General features: G+C 70.3%; 13 protein-coding genes. 10 read left to right on the top strand and 3 right to left on the bottom strand.

Annotated features, from left to right (window positions below; all coding sequences use genetic code 11):
• Window positions 1–6 precede the first annotated feature (6 nt).
• On the bottom strand, window positions 7–1,020 hold the full coding sequence (locus JF597_RS20775) for an aldo/keto reductase (protein ID WP_293996788.1): 1,014 nt from the start codon (window positions 1,018–1,020) through the stop codon (window positions 7–9).
• Window positions 1,021–1,107: 87 nt separating this feature from the next.
• Here JF597_RS20775 and JF597_RS20770 point away from each other — a divergent pair, with 87 nt between their 5' ends.
• The gene (locus JF597_RS20770) at window positions 1,108–1,995 is read left to right on the top strand and encodes an AraC family transcriptional regulator (RefSeq protein WP_293996786.1); all 888 of its coding nucleotides are present in this window, start codon (window positions 1,108–1,110) and stop codon (window positions 1,993–1,995) included.
• Window positions 1,996–2,054: 59 nt separating this feature from the next.
• On the opposite strand, the gene JF597_RS20765 is transcribed toward JF597_RS20770, so the two are convergent.
• Window positions 2,055–2,153, bottom strand: a complete 99-nt coding sequence (locus JF597_RS20765; protein ID WP_366916429.1) for a zinc-binding dehydrogenase — start codon at window positions 2,151–2,153, stop codon at window positions 2,055–2,057.
• Between the two features lie 48 nt (window positions 2,154–2,201).
• Between JF597_RS20765 and JF597_RS55610 the strand changes: the two genes are divergently transcribed.
• Both JF597_RS55610 and JF597_RS20760 read left to right on the top strand, forming a co-directional pair.
• Window positions 2,202–2,324, top strand: coding sequence for a hypothetical protein (locus tag JF597_RS55610; protein ID WP_366916428.1), 123 nt, complete (start codon window positions 2,202–2,204; stop codon window positions 2,322–2,324).
• A 705-nt stretch (window positions 2,325–3,029) separates the two neighbouring features.
• Entirely contained in the window at window positions 3,030–4,118 is a 1,089-nt protein-coding gene (locus JF597_RS20760) for a glutamate--cysteine ligase (RefSeq protein ID WP_293996784.1), read from the top strand.
• A 72-nt stretch (window positions 4,119–4,190) separates the two neighbouring features.
• On the opposite strand, the gene JF597_RS20755 is transcribed toward JF597_RS20760, so the two are convergent.
• Window positions 4,191–4,847, bottom strand: a complete 657-nt coding sequence (locus tag JF597_RS20755) for a class I SAM-dependent methyltransferase (protein ID WP_293996782.1) — start codon at window positions 4,845–4,847, stop codon at window positions 4,191–4,193.
• Between the two features lie 260 nt (window positions 4,848–5,107).
• On the opposite strand from JF597_RS20755, the gene JF597_RS20750 reads away from it, so the two are divergent.
• The 7 genes from JF597_RS20750 (at window position 5,108) to JF597_RS20720 (ending at window position 14,020) form a co-directional block, all read left to right on the top strand.
• The gene (locus tag JF597_RS20750) at window positions 5,108–6,325 is read left to right on the top strand and encodes a M20 family metallopeptidase (RefSeq protein ID WP_293996780.1); all 1,218 of its coding nucleotides are present in this window, start codon (window positions 5,108–5,110) and stop codon (window positions 6,323–6,325) included.
• Between the two features lie 345 nt (window positions 6,326–6,670).
• Window positions 6,671–7,702, top strand: coding sequence for a BMP family ABC transporter substrate-binding protein (locus JF597_RS20745; RefSeq protein ID WP_293996778.1), 1,032 nt, complete (start codon window positions 6,671–6,673; stop codon window positions 7,700–7,702).
• 244 nt (window positions 7,703–7,946) lie between these two features.
• The gene (locus JF597_RS20740; RefSeq protein ID WP_293996776.1) at window positions 7,947–9,005 is read left to right on the top strand and encodes a BMP family ABC transporter substrate-binding protein; all 1,059 of its coding nucleotides are present in this window, start codon (window positions 7,947–7,949) and stop codon (window positions 9,003–9,005) included.
• Window positions 9,006–9,526: 521 nt separating this feature from the next.
• Window positions 9,527–11,239 carry an ABC transporter ATP-binding protein gene (locus JF597_RS20735; RefSeq protein WP_293996836.1) on the top strand — a complete coding sequence of 571 codons (1,713 nt, stop codon included), beginning with the start codon at window positions 9,527–9,529 and terminating at the stop codon, window positions 11,237–11,239.
• Complete coding sequence (locus JF597_RS20730) at window positions 11,236–12,357, top strand: ABC transporter permease (protein WP_293996774.1); 1,122 nt, start codon at window positions 11,236–11,238, stop codon at window positions 12,355–12,357. Before JF597_RS20735 ends, JF597_RS20730 begins: the two co-directional genes overlap by 4 nt.
• Window positions 12,357–13,619 carry an ABC transporter permease gene (locus JF597_RS20725; protein WP_293996772.1) on the top strand — a complete coding sequence of 421 codons (1,263 nt, stop codon included), beginning with the start codon at window positions 12,357–12,359 and terminating at the stop codon, window positions 13,617–13,619. Before JF597_RS20730 ends, JF597_RS20725 begins: the two co-directional genes overlap by 1 nt.
• Window positions 13,616–14,020, top strand: a complete 405-nt coding sequence (locus JF597_RS20720; RefSeq protein ID WP_293996770.1) for a cytidine deaminase — start codon at window positions 13,616–13,618, stop codon at window positions 14,018–14,020. Before JF597_RS20725 ends, JF597_RS20720 begins: the two co-directional genes overlap by 4 nt.
• The last annotated feature ends 52 nt before the right edge of the window (window positions 14,021–14,072 follow it).

Here is a 14,072-nt window from a genome sequence, read left to right as displayed (position 1 = left end):
GCGGGACTACTGCCAGGTCGGCATGACCGCCGCGGGATAGCGGGAGCCGGCCGCCCCGTGCGGGAGGATCTCCTGGACGCGGGCGAGGTCCTCGGGCGTGAGGGCGACCTGGGCTGCCGCCACGTTCTCCGCCAGGCGGCGCGGGCTGCGCGTGCCCGGGATGGGCACGATGTCCTCGCCCTGCGCGAGCAGCCAGGCCAGCGCGAGCTGGGTGACCGTGCAGCCCCTGCCCTCGGCGAGGGCGGTCAGCTCGCGCACCGCGGCGACGTTCTTCTCGTAGTTGCCCGGCTTCCAGCGCTCGTCCATGGTGTGCCGCATGTCGTCCGCCTCGTACTCGGCGGCGGGCTTGACCGCTCCGGTGAGGAAGCCGCGCCCCAGCGGGGAGTACGGCACGAAGCCGATGCCCAGTTCCCGGAGCACGGGCAGGATCTCGGCCTCCACGGCCCGTTCGAACACCGAGTACTCGGTCTGGAGCACCGACACCGGGTGCACGGCGTGGGCGCGGCGGATGGTCTCCGGTCCGGCCTCGCTCAGCCCGAGGAACCGGACCTTGCCTTCGGCGATCAGCTCGCCGACCGTACCCGCGACCTCCTCGATGGGCACGTCGGGGTCCACGCGGTGCTGGTACAGCACGTCGATGCGGTCGGTGCCGAGGTGGCGCAGGCTGTTCTCGGTGACCTCGCGGATGTGCTCGGGCCGGCTGTCCAGGCCCTGCCCGATCCGGGTGGGGTCGGAGAGGTCGAAGCCGAACTTCGTCGCGATCAGGATGTCGTCCCGGAAGCCCTTCACGGCCCGCCCGAGGAGCTGCTCGTTGCTGCCGGTGCCCAGGCCGTACAGCTCGGCCGTGTCGAAGAGGGTGACCCCGAGCTCGTGGGCCCGGTGGAGGGTCTCGATGCTGCTCCGTTCGTCCGGGGCGCCGTACGCCATCGTCATGCCCATGGTGCCCAGGCCGATCGCGCCGGCCGTGAGGCCCTGGGTGCCGAGGGTGCGCTGCGGGAGGTGTGTGGTGTGCTCTGCCATGCCGTCAACGCTAGGGAGACGGCGCCCGGCAGGCATGGGCCGCCGCCCGCATAGAATTGCCTGATCCTCTCAGGGACGGAGTGCGCTGTGCTGGACCGACTCGTCGCGGCCGTCGACCGGCACTGCGTGGGACAGGGCACGGACACCGCGGTTCCCCGGCTCTCCCTGGCCTCGGTGGACGAGCCGGTCGAGCCCGCCCACCTGCTGTACGAACCGATGATCTGTTTCGTCGGCAGCGGCACGAAACGCACCACCGCGGGTGAGCTGATCCGGGTCGCCCGCCCCGGCGAGATGCTCCTCACCACCATCGACCTGCCCGTCACCGCCGACCTGGAGCAGGTGCCGTACCGGTCCGCCTCCCTGCATCTCGACGGTGAGCCGCTCACGGAACTGCTGCTGGAGCTGGACGAGACCGGCCAGGGCGCCCCGTCGACCCCGGCCGCGCACGTCGCCGCGCCGATGCCGCCCGAACTCGCCGACGCGGTCACCCGCTGGGTCGAACTCCTCGACGCCCCCGAGGACATCCGCCCGCTCGCCGCCCGCATCGAGGGCGAGATCCTCTACCGGCTGCTGCGCAGTTCCCTCGGCCCCGTCCTGCGCCAGTGGTCGCTGGCCGACTCGACCGCGACCCGGGTGCGCGAGGTGGCCCGCTGGATCCGTGCCCGCTTCACCGAGCCGCTCGGCATCGACGAGATCGCGGCGGTGGCGCACATGAGCCCGGCCGGCCTGCACCGGCACTTCAAGTCGGCCACCGGCATGAGCCCGCTGCGCTACCAGAAGCACCTGCGGCTCCAGGAGGCCCGGCGCCGCCTGCTCGCCGGCGACGCCTCGGCGGCCCAGATCGCCCAGGCCGTCGGCTACGTCAGCGCCACCCAGTTCAACCGCGAGTACCGCGCCGCCTACGGCCTCCCACCCGTCCAGGACGCCGCCCGCCTCCGCGCCCGCCTCACCCGGACGGCGACCACCGGGCCGTGACCGCGGCCGCGGGCGGAGACGGGCGCGCCCGGCCGCACCGGTTCCGGGACCACCTCGGATCACGCGACGGAGACCACGGCCTTGCCGCGGGCGTGCCCCTGCTCCATGTGCCGGACGCCCGCGGCCGCGTCGGCCAGCGGGTACGCCCGGTCGACCACCGGAGCGAGCCGGCCGGCCCCGACGAGCTGTACGCGCAGGCGGCCGAGGTGTACGAGCTGAAGGCCCTCGCCACCCTGATGTTCGTGATCGGCCAGGTCAGCTTCTTCGTCCCGATCGCCCTGATCGCCAAGCCGGTACCGGGGCGGGCGTTCAACGCGCCGTGGAAGTGAGGCCGCTTCGGGCGGCGGTCATCCGGGCCGGAGCGACCAGACGCTCGGCCGTGTCCGGCTAGGCGTCGAGGTAGTGGTAGTCCCCATCCGGGCGGCCGATCACCAGACCGCCGTTGTGGACCCTCGCTCATGCCGTCGACGTCATGGCTGACCAGAAACAGCCCCCGGGGCCTCTCGTCGTACTCGTCATCAGGGTGGGAGGCCGGGATCCGGGCGATCTGACGCAACCTCTCCTCGAACCAGCCGAGGGACACCGCGCGGATGTCGCCCCCGTAGAAGGCCCACCTGATGCAGTTGTACTGCCGAGCGGGGAAGGCCCAGCCCCCGCTGTAGGTGCGCTCCGGATCGTCTGCTTCCACGATCTCCTTGATCCGGGCCAGCTGCTCGTCGTCACACTCCAGCCAGCCCCTCACCGAGACCATGGTCCCCATGGCGACTGCTCCTCGTCCGTGTGGCACGCCGCCCTGGCGCACGGTTCCTGGGCACTTGCACGCTAGGGGCGATCTGCTCGGTGGTGCAAAGGGATTGAACGTGGTCTGAGGGAGATCGAGCCGGTCGGGCGCCGCGTGGACACGTTGTCGCGGACGGAGACGGAATCGCGGGGGCGGGGCGCGTGCAGTGGCAGGTGTCCCCTCGCTCCGCCTGGGAAGTCGGGGGGTACAGCCTGCCGCGTACGGGCGCGGCGCGGATGGAGGGCGGCCTCACGTGCGTACCGTCGGAGTGGAGGAAGAGCTCCTTCTCGTGGACCCGGAGACGGGTGAGCCCAAGGCGTCGGCCGCGGCCGTGCTGGCGCGGGCCTCGCTGGTGGATCCGGGGCAGGACGTGTTCGAGAAGGAGCTCTACGGGCAGATGCTGGAGTTCGCCACCCATCCGCAGTCGGACATGGCGGAGCTGGGGGAGGAGATCAGCCGGTGTCGCAAGGAGGCCGCCCGGCTCGCCGGGGACCTCGGGTGTGCCGTGGTCGCGCTCGCCACTTCGCCGCTGCCCGTCAGCCCCTCCATCAGTGTGAACCCGCGCTACCAGTGGCTGGCCGAGCAGTACGGCATCGCCACCCGGGAGCAGCTGGTGTGCGGATGCCACGTGCACGTTGCCGTGGAGTCCGACGAGGAGGGGGTGGAGGTGCTCGACCGGGTACGGCCGTGGCTGCCGGTGCTCGTCGCGATCAGCGGGAACTCACCCTTCTGGCAGGGCACCGACACCGGCTACGCCAGCTACCGCAGCCGGGTGTGGGCGCGCTGGCCGTCCTCCGGTCCCACCGAGCTGTTCCGCTCCGCCGAGCGCTACCACCGGCTGGTGGCGGACATGGTCGCCACCGGCGTCATCCTCGACGAGGGGATGGTCTACTTCGACGCCCGGCTGGCCCGGCGCTATCCGACCGTGGAGATCCGGGTCGCGGACGTCTGCCTGCGCGCCGAGATCGCCGTACTCGTGGCCACCCTCGCCCGCGCGCTGGTGGAGACGGCCGCGCGGGAGTGGCGGGCCGGGCGGGAACCCGTCGACCACGGGGTGGGGCTGCAGCGGCTGGCCGGCTGGCGGGCCGCACGGTCGGGGCTCGGCGGTGAACTGCTCGACCCCGCCACCCTGCGGCCCCGGGCGGCCCCCGCCGTACTGGAGGCACTGCTCGCGCACACCCGGGACGCCCTCGTCGACAGCGGCGACCTGACGGCGGTGGAAGAGGCCGTCGGGCTGCTGCTGCGGCGCGGCAACGGTGCCGACGAGCAGCGGGAGCTCCTGGAGGGCAGCGGGAACCTGCGGGACGTCGTCACCGGGTGCGTGCAACGTACCCAGGAGTGACGCCCCGCGCGCCCGTCCCGGCGCCCCGCGTCCCCGTGCGTTCGTCCTCGCGCCCCGCGCCGCGGTGCCCGCTCAGCCCGGCTTGCGGGCCAGGACGAACGCCCGGGGCATCTTCTCCGACCCCACCGGCTCCCGGATCAGGGTCGCCGCCACGTCCAGGCCCGCCTTGGCGAGCATGTCGCCCACGGCGTACGCGGGGCGCCAGTAGTAGCGCAGGTCGATCTCGTGGCCGAAGCGCTCCGTGAGGTGCAGACCGGGCGTCTCGCCCTTCTGGAAGCCCAGCAGGACGTGGCCGCCGGGGACCAGGACGCGGTGGAAGCCGGCGAAGGTCGCCGGGAGGTGGTCGTCGGGGATGTGGATGATCGAGTACAGGGCGAGGATCCCGCCGAGGGTCTCGTCGGGCAGGTCCAGGGAGGTCATGGAGCCCCGGTGGAAGCGCACGGCGGGGTGGGCCTCGCGGGCCAGGGTGACCATGGCGGGCGAGAGGTCGATGCCGAAGGTCTGGACACCCAGGTCGTTCAGGTGGGCCGTGATGTCGCCGGGGCCGCTGCCCAGGTCGGCCACGGGGGCGGTGCCGTTCGCCTTCACCAGCGCGGCGAAGGCGGCGATCATGGACATGTCTACAGGGAGGTCGGGTACCCCGGGGAAGGCGGCGGAGTAGTCCTTGGCGATCGTGTCGTAGGACGTACGGGTGGTCTGTATGAAGTCGGTCGTGTCCGAGTCCGTCACGGTCGCGCACGCTACCGGGCGGGCGCGGCCCGCGTGGCGAAGTCGCGGTTGCGGCTCGATCCCGTTTCGGTGGGTGGACAGGACGGGCGTGATCGTCGCCAGGCGTGGTATGCGTGGAAGAGGAAACATACGTGTTACCCAGCCACGTCCGAGGTCATGCGTCCGCGGTCAGATATTCTTCCCCTAACGGGCTGAACTTTTGTTGATCTCGGGTCAGTTGACCCTTCGGGCGTCCTACCCTTCAGAGGGTGAACCATTTGATGTCCCTAGAGACCGAGGCCGACCTCCCCGGGGATGTGCTCCCCGGCGTGCTCAGCGAGGAACTGCACGCCGAACTCGTCGCCTTCCGCCGCGACCTGCACATGCACCCCGAGCTAGGAAACCAGGAGTTCCGCACCACGGCCGCCATCAAGGAGCGGCTGGAGAAGGCCGGTCTCCGGCCGCGCGTCCTCCCGGCGGGGACCGGACTCGTCTGTGACATCGGGCCGGTCGGGGACGGGCTTCCGGTGCTCGCCCTGCGGGCCGACATCGACGCCCTGCCCATCCCGGACATGAAGACCGAGTGCTCGTACCGGTCCACCGTGCCGGACCGGGCGCACGCCTGCGGGCACGACGTGCACACGGCAGTGGTGCTGGGCGCCGGACTGGTTCTCGCCGAGCTGCACGAGCGGGGGCAGCTGCCGCGGCCGGTGCGGCTGCTCTTCCAGCCCGCCGAGGAGGTGCTGCCCGGCGGCGCCGCCGACGCCATCGAGGCCGGGGTGCTGGACGGGGTGGGGCGGATCATCGCCGTGCACTGCGACCCGCGGGTGGACGTGGGGCGGATCGGGCTCAGGACCGGCGCCATCACCAGCGCCTGCGACCGGGTCGAGGTGGCGCTGGACGGCCCCGGCGGGCACACCGCACGGCCGCACCTGACGACCGACCTGGTCACCGCCGCCGCCCGGGTGGCCGTCGACGTGCCGGCGCTCATCGGGCGGCGCGTGGACAGCCGGAGCGGGCTCGCCGTGACCTGGGGCCGGATCGAGTGCGGGCACGCGCCCAACGTGATCCCGCAGCACGCCGAGCTGTCCGGGACCGTGCGCTGCCTGGACCTGGAGGGCTGGCGGCAGGCTCCGGACGTCGTGCACGCGGCGATCGACGAGGTCGCCACCATGCACCGCGCCAAGTCCGAGATCAACTACGTACGCGGGGTGCCGCCGGTCGTCAACGACCCGGTGATCACCGAACTGCTGCGGGACGCCATGACCGCCCGGCGCGGCACCGACTCCATCGAGACCACCGAGCAGAGCCTCGGCGGCGAGGACTTCTCCTGGTACCTGGAGCACGTGCCGGGCGCCCTGGCGCGGCTCGGGGTGCGCACGCCGGGCGAGCGGACCGTGCGCGACCTGCACCAGGGTGACTTCGACGCCGACGAGCGGGCCATCACCGTCGGGGTCGAGCTGTTCACGGCCGCCGCCCTGATCGACGCGACCATGTAGTAGTACCGACGGCGATCGTATGAGACGGCGGGAGAAACGGTCAGCTTCCCCGCACGTCACGCAAGTCCCCCAGGGGGCGAGAGGGTGCCCGTTCGATACCCCTTCGCCCCCTTGTGTCACCCCGCCGTAACCGGCGGCCGCCGGTTGTAACCCGGAGTCGGCACGGTTCGATAACGGCCCGGAGAAACCCCGTTCCCCTCCCCTTCTACGCGCGTTACTGTGCGCCGAAATCGCCACCGAGGGTGGACGGTTGGGGAAGCGGGCCGGGGACGGTGCCGTGGGGACGAAGGGGTGCTTGCTGTGCGTACTATCTCGGGTCGGAGGACTCGGTTCTCCCAAGCTGCGGTGACCGTTGCCGTCATCGCCCTCGCGGCCGCCGGGTGCGGCAAGTCCAGCTCGGACAGCGGTGCCTCCGGCGCCAGCCCGTCCGGCAAGTACAACGGCAAGGGCATCGGCCTCGCCTACGACATCGGCGGCAAGGGCGACCAGTCCTTCAACGACGCCGCGTACGCCGGCTTCCAGAAGGCCGAGAAGGATTTCGGCATCGGCGGCCGGGACGTCGAGCCCGCCGACAACGAGACCGACGCCGACAAGGTGCAGCGGCTCGACCAGCTGGCCAAGGCCGGCTACAACCCGATCATCGGTGTCGGCTTCGTGTACGCGCCGGCGGTCAAGGAGGTCGCGGCCAAGTACCCCAAGATCACCTTTGGCATCATCGACGACAACGAAGTGACGGCCAAGAACGTCGTCGACATGGTCTTCGCGGCGGAGCAGTCGTCGTACCTCGCGGGTGTGGCCGCGGCCTCGGCCACCAAGAAGGACCACATCGGCTTCATCGGCGGCGTGGACATCCCGCTGATCCACACCTTCGAGGCGGGCTTCGACCAGGGTGCCAAGTCGGTCAACCCGAAGATCAAGATCGAGTCGCAGTACCTGACCCAGACGCCCGCTGAGGGCGGCTTCTCCAGCCCCGACAAGGGCAAGGCCGCGGCGCAGGGCCAGATCGACGCCGGTGCCGACGTCATCTACCACGCGGCCGGTCTCTCCGGGCAGGGTGTGATCCAGGCCGCCGCCACCGCCAAGATCTGGGCGATCGGTGTCGACTCCGACCAGTACGGCCAGAGCGCTCTCGCCAAGTACAAGGACTACATCCTGGGCTCCGCCCTGAAGAACGTCGGCGGCGCGGTGTACGACCTCGTGAAGTCCGTCTACCAGGGCAAGCCGGAGAGCGGTGTCATCGAGGGCACCCTCAAGACCGACGGCGTCGGCTTCGCCGACTCCAACCCGAAGTACAAGGCCATGACCAAGGTCGTCGCCGCGGTCGACAAGGCCAAGCAGGACATCATCGACGGCAAGGTCACCGTCAACACGAAGTAATGCGACATATATGAGTCGCCGGGTGAGCGGCCGTACCGATGTGTACGGCCGCTCGCACGTCGTTGCAGCACGTACGCCCCTTGCCTCCTGCAAGGGGCGTATTGCTGTCCGTAGCCTTGGCCGTGACTGTGGCCACAGGTAGATAACGGACCGGACATTGGGGGTTTTCCGTCTGGTCTACGCGCGTTACGCTGCCGCGGAACCAGCGCCTGGTTTGGGCGCTTGCACGAAGGAGTCTCGTTCCATGCGCCGGGTGTCCCGAATCGCCGTTGCGGGCGTTGCAACCGCAGCTCTTGCCGTCACCGTCTCAGCGTGCGGCAGCTCGTCCAGCTCGTCCAGCTCTTCCACCGGTAAGTCCGGGGCGTCCAAGGGTGTCGGTCTCGCGTACGACGTCGGCGGCAAGGGCGACCAGTCCTTCAACGACGCCGCGTACGCCGGCTTCCAGAAGGCCAACCAGGAGTTCGGCGTCACCGGCCGGGACATCGAGCCGCAGGACGGCGAGTCGGACGCGGACAAGGTCCAGCGGCTGGAGACCCTGGCCAAGTCCGGCTACAACCCCGTGATCGGCGTCGGCTTCGCCTACGCGCCCGCGGTCAAGGAAGCCGCCGCGAAGTTCCCGAAGGTCACCTTCGGCATCATCGACGACAACCAGGACCAGGCGAGCAACATCGCCGACATGGTCTTCCACGAGGAGCAGTCCTCGTACCTGGCCGGTGTCACCGCCGCGCTGACCACCAAGTCGAACACCGTCGGCTTCATCGGCGGCGTGGACGTCCCGCTGATCCACAAGTTCGAGGCGGGCTTCGAGCAGGGCGTCAAGGCCACCAAGAAGAACGTCACGGTCAAGGCCCAGTACCTGACCCAGACCGCCCAGGAGGGCGGCTTCTCCAGCCCCGACAAGGGCGAGGCCGCCGCCGAGGGCCAGATCGGCGCGGGCGCCGACGTGGTCTACGCCGCCGCCGGCCTCTCCGGCCAGGGCGTCATCAAGGCCGCCGCCGCGCACAAGGTGTGGGCGATCGGCGTCGACTCCGACCAGTACAACCAGGCCGCGCTGTCGAAGTACAAGAACTACATCCTGACCTCGGCCCTCAAGAACGTCGAGGGTGCGGTCTACGACCTCGCCAAGTCGGTCATCAAGGACAAGAAGCCGCTGTCCGGCGAGATCCGCGGCTCCCTGACCAACGGTGGCGTCGGCCTGGCCGACTCGAACCCGGTCTTCAAGAACAACGCCGCCCTGCAGGCCGCGCTCAAGAAGGCCGAGGCCGGCATCAAGGACGGTTCGATCACGGTCAAGACCTCCTGACCCAGGGGGCATGACCTTGTCGTAGGCATGGTCAAAAGAACGCTGTAATGGCAGCGTTACGGCCACGGAACGGGGTGCGGGAAGGATGTCCTTCCCGTGCCTCTGCCGTAGGCCCAGGACTCCGGGGATCCGGGCGGGATCCCGGGCGCGGGTCCGGGGGATCGGTCGGTGGTCCCGGGTGTGAGCCCGGGGTGTCGGCCGGTGGACCCGGGCGCGGGTCCGGGAGGCCGGCCGGTGGTTCCGGGCCGTGGTGCAGGGGGATCCGGCGGGATCCCGGACGCGGGTCCGAGAGTTCGGTCAGGAATCTCGGGTGCGGGTCGGGGAGACCGGTCGGTGAGCCAGGTGCGCGGGCCGGGAGATCCTCGGGAGATCCCGGGGATCGGCGGCGGGGGCAACCCTCGTTCGCGCGGCAGAATGCTCGGAACGGATCGAGAGTCGAAAAAGCTCGGTCAGGTCCGGGCACTATTTAAAGCAGGGGCGCTACGCGCGTAGAGCGACCCCTTTTCCGAGGAGAGTGCGCCATCGACGCGTCCAGCAGCCCTCCGCTCACCGCAGAGACGACAGCCGCGGTCGAGCTGGCGGGGATCACCAAGCGATTCCCCGGTGTCGTAGCCAACCACGACATCCACCTGTCCGTCCGCAAGGGCACCGTGCATGCCCTGGTGGGCGAGAACGGGGCCGGCAAGTCGACCCTGATGAAGATTCTCTACGGCATGCAGAAGCCGGACGAGGGCACCATCGCGATCGACGGCGAGCAGGTCTCCTTCTCGTCCCCCGCCGACGCCATCGCGCGCGGCATCGGCATGGTCCACCAGCACTTCATGCTGGCGGACAACCTGACGGTCCTCGAGAACGTCGTGCTCGGCAGCGAGAAGCTGTACGGCATCGGCGGCAGCGCCCGGAAGAAGATCAAGGAGATCTCCGACCGGTACGGCCTCGGCATCCGCCCGGACGCCCTCGTCGAGGACCTCGGCGTCGCCGACCGGCAGCGCGTGGAGATCCTCAAGGTCCTCTTCCGCGGCGCCAGGACCCTGATCCTCGACGAGCCCACCGCGGTCCTCGTCCCGCAGGAGGTCGACGCGCTCTTCGACAACCTGCGCGAGCTGAAGTCCGAGGGCCTCTCGGTCATCTTCATCTCCCACAAGCTCGGCGAGGTGCTCTCCGTCGCCGACGACATCACCGTCATCCGGCGCGGCACCACGGTCGGCACCGCGATCCCGTCCGAGACCACCCCGCGCCAGCTCGCCGAGCTGATGGTCGGCAGCGAGCTGCCCACCCCGGAGACCGCCGAGTCCACCGTCACCGACCAGGCCGTCGTCACGGTGCAGAACCTCACCGTCTACGCCAGCGGCCCCTCCCTCGGAGAGACCGGCGCGCAGCCCGAGACCGCCACGGTGGGCTCTTCCGGCGCCACCGCCCGCGGCGACGTCCTCGACGAGGCGACCACCCCCGGCGCCGCCAAGCGCGTCCTCGACGACGTCACCTTCACCATCCACGCCGGCGAGGTCATGGGCATCGCCGGCGTCGAGGGCAACGGCCAGACCGAGCTGATCGACGCGCTCATCGGCACCCGGCACGCCGACTCCGGCACGATCGAGTTCCTCGGCGAGGACATCACCGGCTGGCAGACCCGCAAGCGGCGCGAGTCCGGCGTCGGCTACATCCCCGAGGACCGCCACCGCCAGGGCCTGCTCCTGGAGTCCCCGCTCTGGGAGAACCGCATCCTCGGCCACGTCACCGAGAAGCCCAACGCCAAGGGCTTCTGGCTGGACATCAAGGGCGCCCAGGCCGACACCCGCCGGATCGTCGAGGAGTACGACGTCCGCACCCCCGGCATCGACGTCACCGCCGCCTCCCTCTCCGGCGGCAACCAGCAGAAGCTGATCGTCGGCCGCGAGATGAGCCACCACCCGAAGTTCCTGATCGCCGCCCACCCCACCCGCGGTGTGGACGTCGGCGCCCAGGCGCAGATCTGGGACCGCATCCGGGAGGCCCGCCGCGAGGGCCTGGCCGTGCTGCTGATCTCCGCCGACCTGGACGAGCTGATCGGCCTGTCGGACACCCTGCGGGTGATCTTCGACGGAAGGCTGGTCGCGGACGCCGACCCGGCCACCATCACCCCGGAGGAGCTGGGCTCCGCCATGACGGGTGCCGCGTCCGGCCACCTGGAACACGTAGACACCGCCCCAGAAGGACACGAAGGCGCCGACGGTCCGGAGGACGAGGCCCGATGAAGAAGTTCGACAAGGAGCGGGTGCTCCTCGCGCTGGCCGGCCCGGCCATCGCGCTCGTCCTGGCGATCGCCCTCACCTCGATCGTGCTGCTCGCCTCGAACCGCAACCCGTTCGAGCCGTACGTGCTGATGCTCCAGCAGCTGCCGTACTCCGACATCCAGGTCCTGATCATCAACCAGGCGGCGATGTACTACATCGCGGCCATCGCGGTCGCCCTCGGCTTCCGGATGAACCTGTTCAACATCGGCGTCGACGGCCAGTACCGCCTCGCCGCCGTGATGACGGCCGTGGTCGGCGCCAACGTCGGCCTGCCCGCCTTCCTCCAGATCCCGATGCTGCTCCTGGTCGCCATGCTCACCGGCGCCTTCTGGGCCGGTATCGCGGGCGTCCTCAAGGTCACCCGGGGAGTCAGCGAGGTCGTCGCCACGATCATGCTGAACGCCATCGCCACCAGCGTCATCGGCTACGTCACCCTCTCCGATGTGTGGGGCGTCCAGGTCGGCAACAACATGACGACCGGCGTGATGAAGAAGTCCGGCTGGTTCCCCGGCATCAACCTGGGCGCCGACGTCGGCGAGATCTACGGCATGGTCTTCGTCGCCATCGCCCTCGGCATCGGCTACTGGATCGTCCTCAACCGCACCCGCTTCGGCTTCGACCTGCGCGCCACCGGCGCCTCCGAGTCCGCCGCGGCCGCCTCCGGCGTCGACGCCAAGCGCATGGTCCTGATCTCCATGCTGATCTCCGGCGCCGTCTCCGGCCTCGCGGGCCTCCCGCTGCTGCTCGGCGACAGCCACACCTACAGCCTGGACTTCCCGGCCGGACTCGGCTTCACCGCCATCGGCATCGCCCTGCTCGGCCGCAACAACCCCGGCGGCATCGCCTTCGCCGCCCTGCTGTGGGCCTTCCTCGACAAGGCCTCGCCCGCCCTCGACTACGCGACCCCGGTGGCGTACGAGAAGGAGATCGCCACGATCATGCAGGGCCTGATCGTCTTCTCCGTCGTCATCTCCTACGAAGCCGTACGCCAGTGGGGTCTGCGCCGCCAGCAGCGCCAGGTCGGCGCGGAGCTCGCCGCGGCCGCCGCCAAGAACACCAAGAAGGAGGTGGCGGCCTGATGTCCACCGCGACCATCGCCAAGCCGCAGGCGAAGCAGCCCGGCAAGGGCGGCCGCCGAATGTCGCTCCCGGTACTCCTGCTGGTCATCGCCGGCGTACTGGTCCTCACCTCGGCCGTGCGCATCATCACCGGCGCCGAGGGCATCACCTCGACCGGCCAGATGTCCACCGCGCTGCGCCTCGCCGTCCCGATCGGCCTCGCCGGCCTCGGCGGTCTGTGGGCCGAGCGCGCGGGCGTCGTCAACATCGGCCTCGAAGGCATGATGATCCTCGGCACCTGGTTCGGCGCCTGGGCCGGCTACCAGTGGGGCCCCTGGGTCGGCGTCGTCTTCGGCATCGTCGGCGGCGCGCTCGGCGCCCTGCTGCACGCCGTCGCCACCGTCACCTTCAACGTCAACCACATCGTCTCCGGTGTGGCCCTCAACATCCTCGCCCTGGGCGCCACCCGCTACCTCTCGAAGTTCACCTTCGAGAACGCCGAGGGCGGCTCCTCCAAGCAGTCCCCGCCGATCGACTCGCTCGGCACGTTCAGCGTCCCGGGCCTGTCCGACTGGCTGGACACGCTCAACCAGAAGCACTGGTTCTTCATCTCCGACGTCGCGGGCCTGGTCGGCGGTCTGCTCACCGACCTCTCGCCGCTGACGGTGATCGCGGTGGCCCTCGTACCGATCACGTGGTGGGTCCTGTGGCGCACCGCGTTCGGCCTGCGCCTGCGCTCCTGCGGCGAGAACCCGGTCGCGGCCGAGTCCCTCGGTGTCAACGTCTACAAGTACAAGTACATCGCCGTGATCATCAGCGGCGGCTTCGCGGGCCTCGGCGGTGCGTTCCTGTCCATCGTCGCCTCGAACGTCTACCTGGACGGCCAGACCGCCGGCCGCGGTTACATCGGTCTCGCCGCGATGATCTTCGGCAACTGGATGCCGGGCGGCCTCGCCCTCGGCGCCGGCCTGTTCGGCTACACCGACAGCCTGAACCTGCGCGGCGGCACGGTGAACGTCCACGCGCTGATCCTGCTGCTCGCGATCCTGCTGGTCTTCGGCGCCGCCTACCTGGCCTGGAAGAAGAAGTACGTCGCCGCGGTGATCACCATCGTGATCTCGGTCCTGATGTTCGTCTGGTACGCCTCCACCGACGACGTCCCGCGCCAGCTCGTGACCGCGACCCCGTACATCGTCACCCTGCTGGTGCTCTCGCTGTCCGCGCAGTCCCTGCGGATGCCGAAGGCGGACGGCCTGCCGTACCGGAAGGGGCAGGGCAAGTGAGCACCGAGGCCGCCGGCTTCGACTGGGAGGCCCTGCGGGCCGAGGCACGGGAGGCCATGTCCCACGCCTACGCCCCGTACTCCGGCTTCCCGGTCGGGGTCGCCGCCCTGGTGGACGACGGCCGTACGGTCTCCGGCTGCAACGTGGAGAACGCGTCGTACGGCCTCGGCCTGTGCGCCGAGTGCGGACTGGTCTCCGAGCTCCAGCGCACGGGCGGCGGCCGCCTCACGCACTTCACCTGCGTGGACGGCACGGGCGGCCTTCTCGTCCCGTGCGGCCGCTGCCGCCAGCTGCTCTACGAGTTCGGCGGCCCGGACCTCCTCCTGGACACGCCGGAGGGCGTCCTGCCCCTCTCCGAGATGCTGCCCCAGGCCTTCGGCCCGGCCCATCTCACCAAGTAATCCCGTACGGCCCCTTCCGGTTGGGAGGGGCCGTACGCATCGCACTTCTCCG

The sequence above is a fragment of the Streptomyces sp. genome (genome assembly GCF_019510245.1).
GTDB lineage: Bacteria > Actinomycetota > Actinomycetes > Streptomycetales > Streptomycetaceae > Streptomyces.
Note: the sequence above shows the minus strand (reverse complement) of the source record. Positions and strands in the feature narration are given on the sequence as shown.

Excerpts from the sequence above, each read along its gene's own strand:
- JF597_RS20775 (WP_293996788.1), bottom strand. The coding sequence starts at position 1,020 with ATGGCAGAGCACACCACACACCTCCCGCAGCGCACCCTCGGCACCCAG.
- JF597_RS20750 (WP_293996780.1), top strand. The coding sequence starts at position 5,108 with ATGTCCCTAGAGACCGAGGCCGACCTCCCCGGGGATGTGCTCCCCGGC.
- JF597_RS20740 (WP_293996776.1), top strand. The coding sequence starts at position 7,947 with ATGCGCCGGGTGTCCCGAATCGCCGTTGCGGGCGTTGCAACCGCAGCT.
- JF597_RS20730 (WP_293996774.1), top strand. The coding sequence starts at position 11,236 with ATGAAGAAGTTCGACAAGGAGCGGGTGCTCCTCGCGCTGGCCGGCCCG.
- JF597_RS20725 (WP_293996772.1), top strand. The coding sequence starts at position 12,357 with ATGTCCACCGCGACCATCGCCAAGCCGCAGGCGAAGCAGCCCGGCAAG.